General features: G+C 61.4%; 14 protein-coding genes. 6 read left to right on the top strand and 8 right to left on the bottom strand.

All coding sequences use genetic code 11. From position 1 onward, the window contains the following. The 3 genes from BLU76_RS28690 to BLU76_RS28700 form a co-directional block, all read right to left on the bottom strand. Nucleotides 1-2,091: YD repeat-containing protein (locus tag BLU76_RS28690; RefSeq protein ID WP_256572713.1), on the bottom strand; the 2,091-nt coding region annotated here is incomplete at its 3' end. Between the two features lie 134 nt (nt 2,092-2,225). After that, on the bottom strand, nt 2,226-2,684 hold the full coding sequence (locus BLU76_RS28695; protein ID WP_092225499.1) for a GNAT family N-acetyltransferase: 459 nt from the start codon (nt 2,682-2,684) through the stop codon (nt 2,226-2,228). Between the two features lie 315 nt (nt 2,685-2,999). Then, a complete protein-coding gene (locus BLU76_RS28700) occupies nt 3,000-3,407 on the bottom strand; it encodes a DUF6088 family protein (RefSeq protein ID WP_092225501.1) in 408 nt (135 codons plus the stop codon). Nucleotides 3,408-3,969: 562 nt separating this feature from the next. Between BLU76_RS28700 and BLU76_RS28705 the strand changes: the two genes are divergently transcribed. From BLU76_RS28705 to BLU76_RS28730, 6 genes are all read left to right on the top strand, one after another. Further along, entirely contained in the window at nt 3,970-4,593 is a 624-nt protein-coding gene (locus BLU76_RS28705) for a CDP-alcohol phosphatidyltransferase family protein (protein WP_092225503.1), read from the top strand. An 11-nt stretch (nt 4,594-4,604) separates the two neighbouring features. Beyond that, nucleotides 4,605-6,362 carry a bifunctional alpha/beta hydrolase/class I SAM-dependent methyltransferase gene (locus BLU76_RS28710; RefSeq protein WP_092225505.1) on the top strand — a complete coding sequence of 586 codons (1,758 nt, stop codon included), beginning with the start codon at nt 4,605-4,607 and terminating at the stop codon, nt 6,360-6,362. Further along, on the top strand, nt 6,362-7,705 hold the full coding sequence (locus BLU76_RS28715; RefSeq protein ID WP_092225507.1) for a phosphatase PAP2/dual specificity phosphatase family protein: 1,344 nt from the start codon (nt 6,362-6,364) through the stop codon (nt 7,703-7,705). The genes BLU76_RS28710 and BLU76_RS28715 overlap by 1 nt, the downstream gene beginning before the upstream one ends. After that, nucleotides 7,695-8,150 carry a hypothetical protein gene (locus BLU76_RS28720; protein WP_092149783.1) on the top strand — a complete coding sequence of 152 codons (456 nt, stop codon included), beginning with the start codon at nt 7,695-7,697 and terminating at the stop codon, nt 8,148-8,150. The genes BLU76_RS28715 and BLU76_RS28720 overlap by 11 nt, the downstream gene beginning before the upstream one ends. 202 nt (nt 8,151-8,352) lie before the next feature. Then, on the top strand, nt 8,353-8,973 hold the full coding sequence (locus BLU76_RS28725; protein WP_063324190.1) for a lysophospholipid acyltransferase family protein: 621 nt from the start codon (nt 8,353-8,355) through the stop codon (nt 8,971-8,973). A 1-nt stretch (nt 8,974) separates the two neighbouring features. Then, on the top strand, nt 8,975-9,907 hold the full coding sequence (locus BLU76_RS28730; protein WP_063324189.1) for a phosphatidate cytidylyltransferase: 933 nt from the start codon (nt 8,975-8,977) through the stop codon (nt 9,905-9,907). Nucleotides 9,908-10,118: 211 nt separating this feature from the next. On the opposite strand, the gene BLU76_RS28735 is transcribed toward BLU76_RS28730, so the two are convergent. Genes BLU76_RS28735 through BLU76_RS28755 form a run of 5 tightly spaced genes read right to left on the bottom strand, consistent with a single transcriptional unit; the run spans nt 10,119 to nt 14,140 of the window. After that, entirely contained in the window at nt 10,119-11,276 is a 1,158-nt protein-coding gene (locus BLU76_RS28735) for a glutathionylspermidine synthase family protein (protein WP_092149777.1), read from the bottom strand. A gap of 12 nt (nt 11,277-11,288) precedes the next feature. Continuing rightward, on the bottom strand, nt 11,289-11,993 hold the full coding sequence (locus tag BLU76_RS28740) for a DUF1190 domain-containing protein (RefSeq protein WP_092225509.1): 705 nt from the start codon (nt 11,991-11,993) through the stop codon (nt 11,289-11,291). 19 nt (nt 11,994-12,012) lie between these two features. Beyond that, on the bottom strand, nt 12,013-12,441 hold the full coding sequence (locus tag BLU76_RS28745) for a DUF350 domain-containing protein (RefSeq protein ID WP_063324186.1): 429 nt from the start codon (nt 12,439-12,441) through the stop codon (nt 12,013-12,015). A gap of 15 nt (nt 12,442-12,456) precedes the next feature. After that, a complete protein-coding gene (locus tag BLU76_RS28750) occupies nt 12,457-13,119 on the bottom strand; it encodes a DUF2491 family protein (RefSeq protein WP_092225511.1) in 663 nt (220 codons plus the stop codon). Then, on the bottom strand, nt 13,106-14,140 hold the full coding sequence (locus BLU76_RS28755; RefSeq protein ID WP_092149766.1) for an ion channel: 1,035 nt from the start codon (nt 14,138-14,140) through the stop codon (nt 13,106-13,108). The genes BLU76_RS28750 and BLU76_RS28755 overlap by 14 nt, the downstream gene beginning before the upstream one ends. Nucleotides 14,141-14,310: the final 170 nt, after the last annotated feature.

Genomic DNA, 14,310 nt, shown 5'->3' on the forward strand with positions numbered 1-14,310 from the left:
CATTTGCGCAAACGAAGCCCAGTGCCGTACGCAGCGCGCCGCCCGCCCAGCCCCTTGCCACTCCCAGTAGAAACTCGCCCCGCCGGCCAGTTGCCGCTGGAGGATGACGTGCTGGTCGTCGTAGTCGTAGCGTTCGCTTTCACCGGCGGCATTGGTCGCTTCGATCAGTCGGAAACGTCCGTCGTAGCGGTAGGACATCAGCGTCTGTTCGGTCCGCCAGGCTTCGTCGAGGGTGATGGCGGGATGGAAGCTCTGGTAGTCGACGGCGATCAGGTGGCGCTGCTCGTAACGCAGGCGCAGGGCGCGCCCGGCGCCGTTGTCCAGGCGGCTGATGTCGCCATGGATGTTGCGCTGCAGCGTCAGACGGTTGTCGTAGCGGTCGCTGAGGGCGGTCAGGTGACCGTCGCGAAAGTGCAGAAACGGGGCGTTTTCCCCGGGCTGGGCGACGATCAGTTCGTCCGGCTCGGCCCCCAGGTAGATCGCCGCGCGGGCCAGGCTGTTGTGGATGGCCGGACGCTGGGCGTTGGGCAGGGGAAACGTCGTGCGGCGGTTTTCCTGGTCGACCCAGGTGACCTGCTCGCCCTCAAGCTCCAAGCGATGGGCCAGGGCATGGCTCCAGCCGCGCCCGAGGCCGACGTCCAGGTCTGCGGCGCTGGTGCGGTACAAACGGGTGAAGACAAACGGCAAGCGGCCATCGAGGGTGCCATCGTCGAGGGTCAGCAGTTCTTCGCCGGTGACCATCGACACCGGGCAGCCGCTGGTCTGGGTCTGGGCGGCGGTGTCGGCGCTGTCGCCGTTGGGGTTTTTCGACTGGGCGGGGGCGTCGTCGTGGGGTTCGTGTTTGCTTAGCCGGGTTGAACCGTGGGATTTTTCCCGCGCCACAGCGGCCGGATTGCTGACCGCCAAGGGTGGGAAGTGCTCGGGGGTGATGTGCAGAGGTCCGACAGGCGTCGGCTTCAATGGCGCACGCTGGGCGCTGACCACCAACGGTTTGAGCACATCGGCATGCCGGTTGAGCCGATCGGCAGGGCGTTGGGCCAGCCTCAGCCCTGATGCGCTCAACCACTCGCGAGCCCGCTCCGAGCGGAGCTGACGGAGCACTTTGCCGCTCATCCGCACGCCCATGCCCAGGGCGCCGGTCAACCGTATCAACAGGAAATTGATCAGCACCGAGGCGCGCATCTCGCCCGTGACTTCAGCCATGTATTGGGGCGGCAACATCCGCAGCCAGCTGACGAACGCCGCCATGTGGACGAAGAGCAGCGGCTCGTCACTCAACACCATCAGTCCTTTGGCGATGGCCTCGGATGAAGCGCTCAGTAACTGCTCAAGTTCTACCTGGGTCAGATACTCCAGGAGCTTTTCGCTGTTGGCCTGCAGATCGGCCAACAGCTGGAAAACCTGTTTAACGTCATCCCATAGCTGATGCAGGGCGTTTTCAAAACCGCGCCAATCGGCCTGCTGCACCAGGTCATAACGTTCGCGAAACCCGGCGTCGGAAAACGCCGCCCACAGGGATTGAAACTCGTCCCACTCGGCCTTCAGCCACCCCTCAAGTTCGTCCATCACCCCTTGATAGGACGCATACAGCGCCTTGACGTGATCGGCCGTCACATGGGGGAAAAAAGTGATGCGGTAGCGCCCGCCACGCCAGCATTCGGGGATTTCCAGGATGCCGCTGGGGCCGATAACGTGATGCACCGGCTCGCCGAACGTTTCCTTCCCGGGCTCGCCTCCGGTGACGGGTTCCAGCATCACCGGGGTGTCGCCAATCGGCACAAAGCGCGCCGCCTGGAACATGTGCACCAACGTCAGCGGACCACTCGCCGGACATGCGGCCACCGTGGCACTGATGGGTTGATCAAGATTCTTCGGCGCCGCCAGGGACACCTCGTTGCCGACATTGAACACTTGTTCAAGATCCAGCGCCCAGCCGGCCCAAAAGCTTTCAGCCCAGGCGTCGTAGTCGTTGAGGCAGGCGCGGAAGTCCGCCAGTACCGCTTCGACATCCGGCTGATCGGGGTCCATGGCCGCCACCACCAAAGAGCCGATGGTGTTGTTCAAAGCCAGGAGTTTGTCAGGGGCAAACATGCGGGAGTCTCGCGGGACAGGGACGAACGCGAGACTTTGCCGACGATGGCTGAGGAATTAAGTCAGTGAAAGAAGCGGTGGACGTAGGGCGATTCGCTAAATTTAAACGTTAGGCGTGCAACTCCCGGCGGCGGCTATAACTGTCGTGACATAAGCCATTGCTCTTTGCCCCAAGCCTCGAAACGCTCCAACACCTCCCAGCCGAGCCTGGCGTAGTAATCACGCTGGCTGTGGGTGTGCAGGAACAAGGTGATGATTCCAGCCTCTCGCGCATGACTGCAGATGCCTTCGATCAACTGAGCTGCAAGCCCTCTGCGTCGAGCCTCGGGAGTGATGAACACACACGCCAGCCACGGGCCCAACTCTGGCCGGTCAGGCAGGTCGTTGCTGGCCAGTGAAGCGCCACCGAGCAACTGGTCGTGCTCCGTGGCGATCAGGCACTTCCAACGCCCATCACGCTGCCCCGCCGCGAACTCCTGCTGCCAACTGTCGAGGGATTGCTCGGCATACTCATGATTGAATTCCCGATAAAGCCATTCGGCCATCTGGTCGCATTTCTCCATGTGGCTATCGAGCCAATCCACTCGCGGCATTTGAAACACTCCTTATGTATGCGGTCCTGGAGGGAGGATAGGAGGCTAGCAGGCTGCTGACCTGTTCTGGCCCACCGCTATCGCGAGCAAGCTCACTCCACAGGATTTTCGTCGTTTGATCCTTAACTGACACACCACCGTTCCTGTGGCGAGGGAGCTTGCTCCCGCTGGGGTGCGCAGCAGCCCTGGGCTCCAACAACTCGGTGAGCCAGGTAAATGGCGCTGATGCCTTTGGGGCTGCTGCGCAGCCCAGCGGGAGCAAGCTCCCTCGCCACAGGGGTTGGCGCCAACACCGCATCAATTAACTCGACCTGCTCAGGCGTGATGGTTTTCATAGATAACGTAACGACCACCAAAGCCGAGTTTTCGGTTAATGCGCCGTGAGCCTGTGTCGAAAACGATACCGGCAGGGAGCTGCAAACTGTCGCCGGCATTGTAATCACGCACGGCGCGGCCAGCCGTAATCTTCACGCCGAGCTTTTGTAGAACCAGAGGCGCCAGGATTTCCAGTGGACGGACCGGAATCGGCTTGCCCGTAAGAACGCTGGCCTTGGCTTTCGCGAAAACACCCACACCGAGTTTGACCAATACACCGTTGGCAACCAAATGACGCAATGCTCGGGATACCTGTGCGGGGCTGCCGAAGTCGGAAAATTCGGAGCGCAGAAACACATCGTCCTTGCGCAGGGCGATAGATCTTTTAAGCCGCTCTTCGATAACCACGGTGTACCTCCCAGACTTCACCTAACCCACAAAACAACATAACTTATTGTTTAATATAATATTTATAATACAAACCGTGCTCATGCCGGGTTCAGTATAAATCAGCACAGCGACACTGACCAATGCGACCTAAGAACCGCAGCAGTGGCTCAACCGGCATTGACGTTGCCTGGCCCACCGCTATCGCGAGCAAGCTCACTCCACAGGATTTTCGTCGTTTGATCCTTAACTGACACACCACCACTCCTGTGGCGAGGGAGCTTGCTCCCGTTGGGCTGCGCAGCAGCCCTGGATCCCATGACTCGGTGGGCCAGGCAAATTGAGTTGTCTTCTTTGGGGGCTGCTGCGCAGCCCAGCGGGAGCAAGCTCCCTCGCCACGGGGGTTGGCGTAGGCCGGTCTTTATTGGTTGAGCCCGCTCACACCAGGGTTTACACCCGCAAATTGCGTTTTAGATGCCTACCCGCGCGCATTCTCGAGAAATACCCGCCAGCAACCCCTCAACCTATCGTAATCTCGCACCTGTATAAGCCCAGCCCCGCAACCGGCCGAGATCTCACCCCGATGCCCTCCATCTACCAACTCAAGCCCGCCTTTCAAAACCTGCTGCGCCCCATGGTTCAACGCCTCTACAACAACGGTGTCACCGCCAACCAGGTCACGGTGCTCGCCGGCATCGTTTCGGTATTGGTCGGTGCGGTCATCGCCTGGTTTGCCGACCATCCGTGGATCTTCGTGCTTGTGCCGATCTGGATGTTCCTGCGCATGGCGTTGAATGCCGTGGATGGCATGTTGGCGCGGGAGTTTGGCCAGCAATCGCATCTGGGCGCCTACCTCAATGAGCTATGCGATATCATCGCCGACGCTGCCTTGATCCTGCCTTTTGCCCTGATTCCCGATGCCAGTCTGTTGCTCGTGTTGCTGGTCACGCTGTTGGCGTTGTTCAGCGAATACGCAGGCGTCTTGGGGGCCATGGTGGGAGCTTCGCGGCGGTATGACGGGCCGATGGGCAAGAGTGATCGCGCCTTTGTGTTGGGCGTGTTGGCAACCGGCATTGCCCTGGGTTGGCTCGGGGCACTCTGGGTCGATGGTGTGATGGCGGTGGTTGCCGCCCTGCTGGTGTATACCTTGGTCAACCGGGTCCGTCATGGCCTGGGCCAAGTGAAGGAAAACGCTCCCTCAGCATAAAGGAACTTGCAATGCGCGAAGCCCAGGAACTGACGTTCACTACCCACGATGGCGTGGAGTTGTTCTACCGGCACTGGCCGGCTGTCGACGCGGCAGCGGGTGAACCCCGCCAGGCTGTGTTGTTGTTTCATCGCGGTCATGAACACTCCGGGCGCATTGCGCACCTGGTGGATGAACTGGACTTGCCAGGGTTCGACTTCTTTGCCTGGGACGCCCGTGGCCATGGCCAGTCGCCGGGCGAACGGGGCGACAGCCCGAGTTTTGCCACCAGTGCGCGGGATGTGCAGACCTTCTGCGATCACATCGGCGCCACGCACCAGATCGACGAGGCGAACATCGCGGTAGTGGCGCAAAGCGTCGGCGCGGTGATCGCGTCGACTTGGGTCCACGACTACGCGCCGCGCATTCGCTCGCTGGTGCTGGCCTCGCCGGCATTCAAGGTCAAGCTCTACGTGCCCTTCGCTCGTCCGGGCCTGGCGTTGATGCGCAAGTTTCGCGGCAACTTTTTCGTCAACAGTTACGTCAAGGCGAAATTCCTCAGCCATGACCCGGAGCGGGTGGCGTCCTACGACAGCGATCCATTGATCACCAAGGCCATTTCGGTGAACGTGCTGCTGGGCCTGTACGAAGCCGCCGACCGCGTGGTGGCCGATGCCCAGGCGATCCAGGTGCCGACGCAGCTGTTGATCTCCGGCTCGGACTTCGTGGTGCACCGCAAACCCCAGGAGCAGTTCTTCGAGCGCCTGGGCAGTTTGCACAAGGAGAAACACATTCTGCCGGGGTTCTTCCACGACACCCTCGGCGAGAAGAACCGCGCGCCGGCCATTGCCAGTGCGCGCCGCTTCATCCTGCAAAATTTTGCCCGAGCGCTGGACCGCCCTTCCCTGCTCGACGCCGATCGCCTGGGCGCGACCTGCGCCGAAGCCGAAACCCTGGCCACGCCGCTGCCGCACAACTCGCTGCGCGACCTCTACTGGCGCATGACCCGCGCCAGCATGCGCTTTGGCAGCAAGTTGTCCGCCGGGGTGAAGCTGGGTTTCGACACTGGGTTCGACTCTGGCAGTACTCTGGATTACGTCTACCGCAACCGCCCCACCGGCACCTCGGCGCTGGGCAAGATGATTGACCAGAATTACCTGAACTCCATCGGCTGGCGCGGCATTCGTCAGCGCAAGCTGCACGTCGAGGAGCTGCTGCGCCTGGCGATGGGCGAGTTGCGTGCGCAAGACCGCGAGGTGCGCATCGTCGACATCGCCGCCGGCCATGGCCGCTACATTCTCGAAGCGCTGCAAGGCGTCAGCCCGTTGCCCGAGTCGATCCTGCTGCGCGACTACAGCGACATCAACGTGCGCGATGGCAGCGCGCTGATCGTGGAAAAAGGCTTGGGCGACATCGCCCGATTCGTCAAGGGCGATGCCTTCGACCGCCAGGATCTGGCGGCGCTGGAACCGAAACCAACCCTCACCGTGGTGTCGGGCCTGTACGAGCTGTTTGCCGACAACCAACTGGTCGGCGGCTCCCTCGCCGGCCTGGCCGAAGCCGTGGAGCCTGGCGGTTTCCTGGTCTACACCGGCCAGCCATGGCACCCGCAACTGGAACTGATCGCCCGCGCCCTCACCAGCCACCGCGCCGGGCAAGCCTGGGTGATGCGTCGACGCACCCAGGCGGAAATGGATCAATTGGTTGAGGCGGCGGGCTTTCGCAAGATCACCCTGCGGGTCGATGAATGGGGCATTTTCAGCGTTTCGCTGGCCCAGCGAGTGCAGTAATGAGCGCCGTCATCGCGCCGGCCCGCGAGCCCGCACTGCTGAAACCGGCGGTGCTGTGGTTGCTGTTGTTGGCGCCGCTGTTCTTCACCACCTACGGCTTCGCCACCTGGGTCACCTCCCAGCGTGACGATGTCGGCACGTTGGTGTTCGCCTGGGAAAGCCACATGCCGTTCATGGCCTGGACCATCGTGCCTTACTGGTCGATCGATCTGTTGTACGGCCTGTCCTTGCTATTGCCCACCAGCCGCGAAGAACTCAAGCGCCACGCCTTGCGCCTGCTGACGGCGCAGGTGATTGCGGTCAGTTGCTTTTTGCTCTGGCCGTTGCGCTTCACTTTCCCCCGCCCGGAAATGGACGGGGTGTTTGGTTGGTTGTTCGAAGTGCTGGCGGGTTTCGACAAGCCGTTCAATCAGGCGCCGTCGCTGCACATCGCGTTGCTGGTGGTGCTGTGGGTCTGCTATCAGCGGCATCTGCAGGGCTTCTGGCGCTGGGTGATGCACGGTTGGTTCGCGTTGATCGGCGTGTCGGTGCTGACCACTTATCAACATCACTTCATTGACCTGCCCACGGGCGCGTTGGCCGGTTGGCTGTGTGTCTGGCTGTGGCCGCTGGACCGTCCGAGTCCGCTGCTGAGTGCGCGACTGGCGACGGATCCTGCCCGCCGAGGCTTGGCCTTGCGTTATGGCCTGGGCGCGGCGGCGCTGTTTATCCCGGCGTTTGCCTTCGGCGGCGCGTGGCTCTGGCTGATCTGGCCGGCGGTCGCGGTGCTCATGGTGGCGCTGAATTACCTGGTGTTCGGTGCCGACGGTTTCCAGAAGCGTGCCGATGGTCGTTTGAGCCCGGCAGCGCGTTGGTTGCTGGCGCCTTACCTGGCGGCGGCGTGGATCAATTCGCGCGGCTGGACGCGCAAGCATCCGCAACCGGACCTGATAGCGGATAACGTCTGGCTGGGACGAATCCCCACGCCGATGGAGCTGAAAGACAGTGCGTTTAGCGGGGTGCTCGATCTCTGCGCGGAACTGTCCATGGACAGCAGCGGCGTCGCCTATCGCTCATTGCCAGTGCTCGACCTGACAGCGCCGACCGCCGAGCAATGCCTGAAAGCGGCAGAGGCCATCGAAAGCCTGCGCCAGCAAGGGCCGGTGCTGGTCTGCTGCGCCCTGGGTTATTCGCGCAGCGCCACGGCGGTGGTTGCCTGGTTGTTGCACAGCGGGCGGGCAGCGAGCGTTGATGCGGCGATCGTGCAAATCCAGCGCGCTCGACCGCGTATCGTCTTGCACGCGGCACACCGCCGCGCGCTGGAGCAGTTATCCACAGCACAGGGGAATGTCCATGATCACTGATATGGAGCTCCACACCGTGGCGAGCCTGTTGCGCCGAGGGCATTCGCTGGACCAGTTTTCCACCGGGTTGACGCTGCTTGGGGCGCTGCTGGGGTTGGGGCAATGGTGGGTGGGCGTCATCGATCCGTGGTTGCTGCTGTTGAGTGCGGCGCTACTGGTGCTCGGCATGCTGGAAAAATACTGGGCGCTGCGCGTGGCATTCGATGCCGATCTGTTCCAGCGCATGGCTGACAGCACCCAGTCCCTGGCCGAGCGCACCTATACCTTGGATCAAGCCCTCACCTCCCTGGGCCTGCAACCGGCCGCACGTGCAGGGCGTCTCTGGACCGAACGCCGGCATGGCGCGTTGTTGCTGCTGCGTCGACAGTCACGATTATTGGCCGTACAAGTCGTCCTGGTGCTGGGCTTCATCCTGGCCAGCCCCTGGTTAGCTTCAAGTATCTAGATAGTTTTGGTGGCGAGGGAGCTTGCTCCCGCTGGGCTGCAAAGCAGCCCCAAAACCAGGCACTGTGGTGTATCAGATGAATTGTGTTCAGCCTCTTGGGGGCTGCTGCGCAGCCCAGCGGGAGCAAGCTCCCTCGCCACAGTTAATGGTCAGCTGTTAACGATTGCGTCACTACCCGAGCTTCTCAGGACAAGGAATCTTCATGTTCGAACCCGTGGTCGCCAACCTCATCACCTCCGCCGCCCGCATGGTCACGGGCGCTCGCAGCCTGTGGCTCGGCTGCGCGCCGACGCCGGTGCAGCGGATCTACTTCGCCAACCACAGCAGCCACGGTGACTTCGTGTTGCTCTGGGCCTCGCTGCCGCCGGCGCTGCGCAAGCTCACCCGCCCGGTGGCGGGGGCCGATTATTGGCAAACCAGCCCGGTGCGTCGCTACATCATCAACCGGGTGTTCAACGGTGTGCTGGTGGACCGCGAACGCAAGGATCCTTCCTACAGCCCATTGCAGCCGATGCTCGATGCGCTGGAAAACGGCGACTCACTGATCATCTTTCCGGAAGGCACACGCAATCCGGAGGAAGGCCTGTTGCCCTTCAAGAGCGGGATCTATCACTTGATGAAAAAACACCCCGAGGTCGAGGTGATCCCGGTGTGGATCGCCAACCTCAACCGCGTCATGCCCAAGGGCCGGGTACTACCGCTGCCGCTGTTATGCACCACCAGTTTCGGCGCGCCGCTGTGCATCGAAGAAGATGAAAGCAAAGAGCAATTTCTTGAACGCAGCCGCGCCGCGCTGCTGGCACTGGCCCCGGAGCACGTCTGACATGGATCGATATACCCTGATGTTGTTTGGCGGGATCGGCGCCATTCTGGTGCTGGCTTCGTTGATCGGTTTCATTCTCAAGCTGAAAACCCGCGGCGCGCCGAACTCCGTCATCGACAACCTCAACGCGCGGATCAACGCCTGGTGGATCATGGTGCTGGTGATCGGCATCGCGTTCTGGCTCGGCAACGCCGCAGTGATCCTGTTGTTCTACGCGGTGTCGTTCTACGCCCTGCGGGAATTCCTGACCCTGACACCGACCCGGCGCAGCGATTATCCAGCATTGGTGGCCGCGTTCTACCTGGCGCTGCCGCTGCAGTACCTGTTGATCTACTACGACTGGTACGGGCTGTTTTCGATCTTTATCCCGGTGTATGTGTTCCTGCTGCTGCCGATCCTGGCGTCCCTGGGCGGCGACAGCACGCACTTTTTGGAGCGCGCTTCCAAGGTCCAGTGGGGCTTGATGATCGCGGTGTTCTGCATCTCCTTCGTCCCGGCCCTGCTGACGCTGGACATCGCCGGTTTCGAAGGGCGCAACCTGTTGCTGATCGCCTACCTGGTGATCGTGGTGCAGCTCTCGGACGTGTTGCAGTACGTGTGCGGCAAGCTGTTCGGCAAACACAAGATCGCACCGAACCTGTCGCCCTCGAAAACCGTGGAGGGGTTTGTCGGCGGCATTTTCCTGGCCTCGCTGATCGGTGGCGCGCTGTGGTGGATCACGCCGTTCAATCCGTGGCAGTCGTTCCTCATCGCCTTGCTGATCAACCTGTTGGGCTTTGCCGGCGGCATCGTCATGTCGGCGATCAAGCGCGACCGCGGCGTGAAAGACTGGGGCCACATGATCGAAGGCCACGGCGGCATGCTCGACCGGTTGGACTCGGTGTGCTTCGCCGCGCCGATCTTCTTTCATTTGGTGCGGTACTGGTGGACCTGAAAAAGCCTGCGGCGAACTCCTGACCCTGTGGGAGCACAAAGTTCCTGTGGCGAGGGAGCTTGCTCCCGCTGGGCCGGGCTGGCGCTCCAGTGCGCAGCGCCCCCCTCTGAAAGCCTATGCAATCTGTCTGATACTGCGCGGTGCTTGGATTTGGGGCCGCTACGCGCCCCAGCGGGAGCAAGCTCCCTCGCCACAAAAGCGGGGGCATCGCTCAGTCAAGGATCAGGTGCGGCAGGAACCGGCTGGAATCCTTGGTGATCAAACTGTTGTCTTCCCGCACGCCAATGCCGGCGGCCTGGTCGCCGATGACCCAGGAGCCGATCAGGGTGTAGCTGTCGCCAAAGCGTGGCAGTGGCGCGAACTCCTGGAGGATGAACGGGGCGTCCGTGTAGGGGCCGTCTTCTTTTACGATCAGGCCATCAGCGGTTTGCAGCTCGATGTTGGCGCCTTCCCGGGAAAAGAACGGCTTGCGCACCCAGCCCTTGGGCACCGCTTTGCTCGTGTCGGTATCCAAGTGGGCCGCGAGCAGGTTCGGGTGGCCTTTGTTGAACTCCCACAGCAGCGGCAGGATGCCTTTGTTGGAGATGATCGACTTCCAGGCCGGCTCGAAAAACTGCGTATCACACTGGGCGATCGCTTCACCAAACGGCTCGTGGAAGATGAACTCCCAGGCATGCAGCTTGAACAGGTGGGCAATCCAGCGCTCTTCCAGGTCAACGAAACGCCCGTCACTGTTGAGGCCGATGTCTTCGATATCGATGTGCCGCGATTCAATGCCGACTTTTTCCGCGATCAGGCGCAAGTAGTCCGTGGTGCCCTTGTCTTCCACCGAGCCTTTCATCGAGGCGAAATAAAACGGCTCTTTGATCTGCAACTGGGCAAAAGCCTGGTGCAGCTTGGTGTCGATGCTGTTGAACTGGTCGGCATGGGCCGGCAGCAAGCCGCGCTCGATGCATTGCTCCAGCCAGCCCCACTGAAACGCCGCCGCCTCATAGAGGCTGGTCGGCGTGTCGTAGTTGAGCTCCAACAGCTTGGCGGGGCCGGTGCCGTTGTAGGAGAAATCCATGCGCCCATACAAGTGTGGGTGGCCTTCGAGCCATGAAGTGCGCACCAGGTCGAAGAACGGCGCGGGAATGCTCAGGCGTTCCAGCAATTCTTCGCTCTGGACCACGCGGGCCACGAGGTCCATGCACATATCATGGATCTCGGTGGTCGGGTCTTCCAGGTCGTCCTCGATCTGCTTGAGGGTGAACTGGTAGTACGCGCTTTCGTCCCAATAGGGTTCGTCGTCGATGGTGTGGAACAGAAAGCCGAGCTGCTCGGCGGTCTGTTTCCAGTCATGACGTTCTGCGCAATGGATCTTCTTCATGGCGCTGGTTCCTCAACCGCCGGAGCTGCTCGAACCGCCCCAACCGCTGCGGGCACTGGACTTGCTGCCGAAGCCGCCACGGGAGGTGGATGAGGCAACGGACATCGGCTTGCTGGTGGACTTGATGGAGTCGGTGTAGCTGCCGTATCGCGCCTGGTTGGACTTGGTGAATGTCGAGCCTGTCGACACCCGCTGGCTGAGCGTGGAGGAGCCGAAGCTGCCACGATCATCGCGGTAGCGGTAGACCGGCTCGGAGAAATAGCTGTTGCGGTTGCTGCTCAGCATGTTGCCGATCAGCAGCCCGGTCAGCAGGTTGCTGAAACCTCCACCGGTATTCATCGCTTCCGAGGCCGGCAATTGGGCCTTGGCGGCGTCCACTTCCGATTGCGTAACCTCGCCCTCGGCACTCAGTTCGAAGCCACCCAGCTTGGGGATGAACTTGCCGGCGGAGTCCTGCTGGCACCAATCGGGAACGAAGTCGGCATCGCAATCGGCCTGGTTGTCGTACACCGGCGCAATCCGGCGATGCTCCGTCATGGCAGTCATGTAGGCGTCAGCACAAATGTCTACCGGCAGCTTTTCATCGACACATTGCTGCACGGACTGGAAGTTGTACTTCTTTTTCAACTCGTAGGTTTTTTCCGTCGGCCCGCAGCCGGATATCGCCATGGCGACCGACGCGGCCAGCGAAAGCTGGACGTACTTGCTTCGTTTCATCGGGTTCTCCGTAGCGCAATCAGTTCGTGGAAGGCGTCATGCACGCGGCGTTCAACATGCCGACGCTGATGGCCACGGCGGCGATATAGATACCCGCTGCGATCTCACCGTTCCTGATCCGCGCGGAAGCGCCCTTGAGCACCAGGCTGGTCACCAGGAACGCCAACAACTGGACGACAGCGGCGATCACTGCCCAGACAACGAAATCCAGCATGCTGATCGAATAGGCAATCACGTTGCTGGCCGGAATCGCGAAACCGATGACAGCACCGCCCAGGGCGATGGCCGCAGCCACGTTGCCCGAACGGATCAGCTCGAACTCTTTGTGCGGCGTGACGCGGGTGTAGATGAACTGGAACAGCGCGAACAGCACGGCGGCGCCGAGGATGTACATGACAAAGCCAAGCACGGCGGCTTTGTTCAGGGAAATGGAGAGCGCTTCAAGCATGGACTTGTTCCTTATTCAAAGAGTGTTCAGGTCAGTGGTGTACAGCGAAATACCCAGCGAAGTGCTCAAGCTGACGGTGCCTTCGGCGTCCTCTTCAACGGAGAACAGCAGGAACTCGCGACGATCCGTCAGGCCGGTGTCGCGGGCGTACAGCATCGAACGGTGTTCGACGCTGTAGGACTCATCCGGATTGCTCACGCGCTCGCTCAACGTCACCAGTTCTGTCTGGCCAGCCTCGGTGCCCCATTCGCGGGTGTACTCGACGCCGTCATGGGTGTAGGTCGGCAGGCCGATCAGGCTTTCAGGGCCGGCCAGGCGACGTAACTCCGCTTCACTGCTGATCGTGACGTAGCTGAGGTAGTTGAACAGGATCACCGACTCGACCTGCCCGGCGATATCGCCACTGGTGTGCACTTGCAGCCAGTAGTCTTCGTCGTTCATGTAGCAGCGCGACAGCCAGTTCGACTGCCCGAGGTCGACGATGCCCAGGCTCCAGATCTGTTGGGAGCTCGGAATGACCACCGTGCTGTTGCCGTCGAGCAGCAACTTGAGCGTGGAGTCGAACATGACCTGCTTGCCGGAGGCCAGGCCCAGCGGCCCGGTGACAGGCGAGTTATTGCTGGCTTTCGTGTTCGCGTTCGGGGCCTCAAGCCCCATCAACTGTTTAAACCACCCCATGGGAAATTTCCTTGAGACGCGTGGAGGCGATGTAGAAGAGTTCCCCGCCCACGACGCGGGTGGCGCCGGGCGGGTTGATCGATGGGTGTCGGGCGCCCTTGGCGCGGTAACCAATCAGCGTAGCGTTGTGCTGCTCTTTCAATCGGGCATAAAGCTCGCCGAACGTCGCTTCAAACGCCTCGGGTAGTTTCATCAGGTACTGAGTGGCGCCTTGGCCGACACAGAGCAATTCATTGATGACCACGGACGAGCCCGGGTCCTGGGAGGCACGCACCAACATTTCGATGGCCATGCTGGAGGTGCATTCCAGGCTCGGCGCATAGGCGCTGGCAAGGGCGGCGATTTCGCTGTCATTGAAGTGCGCGACCACATGCCCGGCAGGGCCCAATTGATTGACCGCCAGCACGGTGGCCAGGGTCAGGTCGTCGGAGTGGGTGCGCACCAGCACGCGTTCGGCACCCGGCACGCCAGCACGCTGCAACAGCGCGACGGAGGACAGGCTGTCGCCTTTGATGAACGATGTCTTGCCGGGCATGGGGTTTTCTTCGAGATCGCAATCGCAGATGACGATCAGGTTGTCATTGGAGGTTTCGTCCTGCAGCAGCAATTCAATGACCCGCTCACTGGAGGCGCCCTCCCAACCGATGAGAACCGTGTGGCCGACCTTGCCGGTGAAATCGCCTTTGCCCTTCATGCCTTTTCTCCATACATCGATGACGCTGCTGGTGGTTTTGCCGATGACCGTCGTCAACAGGGCAATACCCCCGAGCATGATCCAGGTCGCCACGAAAATTCGCCCGGCGGATGTCTGTGGCAACAGATCGCCATAGCCGACGGTGAGCGTGGTGGTGAGATAGAAGTAGATAAACGTGGCGGCGGCGATGAGGTGTTGCTCGCCCAGCAGCACCAGGCCGATCCAGGCCGTGGACAGGTGCACGCCCAACGCAATGGCCAGGCCCGCCCAGCCGAACCGATGGAAGAAGGACGACGCGTATGTGCGCAACAAAAGAAAAATCGACATTCGTCCCTGACTCCGTGGGGCTTCGTTCCTGGCGGGATCATCGCTCTGGCGTCTGAGGGCTCGAGCGTAATGGCCGGACAGCATTAAACCTGTTGCGGGGGTTGGATAAAAGTACCTGCGTCACAATTAAATCCAGGAGCGCCGGACATTATTGTGGCGAGGGAGCTTGC

It is taken from the genome of Pseudomonas sp. NFACC08-1, assembly GCF_900106735.1.
Lineage (GTDB): Bacteria > Pseudomonadota > Gammaproteobacteria > Pseudomonadales > Pseudomonadaceae > Aquipseudomonas > Aquipseudomonas fluorescens_Q.

Excerpts from the sequence above, each read along its gene's own strand:
- BLU76_RS28695 (WP_092225499.1), bottom strand. The coding sequence starts at position 2,684 with ATGCCGCGAGTGGATTGGCTCGATAGCCACATGGAGAAATGCGACCAG.
- BLU76_RS28705 (WP_092225503.1), top strand. The coding sequence starts at position 3,970 with ATGCCCTCCATCTACCAACTCAAGCCCGCCTTTCAAAACCTGCTGCGC.
- BLU76_RS28710 (WP_092225505.1), top strand. The coding sequence starts at position 4,605 with ATGCGCGAAGCCCAGGAACTGACGTTCACTACCCACGATGGCGTGGAG.
- BLU76_RS28715 (WP_092225507.1), top strand. The coding sequence starts at position 6,362 with ATGAGCGCCGTCATCGCGCCGGCCCGCGAGCCCGCACTGCTGAAACCG.
- BLU76_RS28720 (WP_092149783.1), top strand. The coding sequence starts at position 7,695 with ATGATCACTGATATGGAGCTCCACACCGTGGCGAGCCTGTTGCGCCGA.
- BLU76_RS28725 (WP_063324190.1), top strand. The coding sequence starts at position 8,353 with ATGTTCGAACCCGTGGTCGCCAACCTCATCACCTCCGCCGCCCGCATG.
- BLU76_RS28730 (WP_063324189.1), top strand. The coding sequence starts at position 8,975 with ATGGATCGATATACCCTGATGTTGTTTGGCGGGATCGGCGCCATTCTG.
- BLU76_RS28735 (WP_092149777.1), bottom strand. The coding sequence starts at position 11,276 with ATGAAGAAGATCCATTGCGCAGAACGTCATGACTGGAAACAGACCGCC.
- BLU76_RS28740 (WP_092225509.1), bottom strand. The coding sequence starts at position 11,993 with ATGAAACGAAGCAAGTACGTCCAGCTTTCGCTGGCCGCGTCGGTCGCC.
- BLU76_RS28745 (WP_063324186.1), bottom strand. The coding sequence starts at position 12,441 with ATGCTTGAAGCGCTCTCCATTTCCCTGAACAAAGCCGCCGTGCTTGGC.
- BLU76_RS28750 (WP_092225511.1), bottom strand. The coding sequence starts at position 13,119 with ATGGGGTGGTTTAAACAGTTGATGGGGCTTGAGGCCCCGAACGCGAAC.
- BLU76_RS28755 (WP_092149766.1), bottom strand. The coding sequence starts at position 14,140 with ATGTCGATTTTTCTTTTGTTGCGCACATACGCGTCGTCCTTCTTCCAT.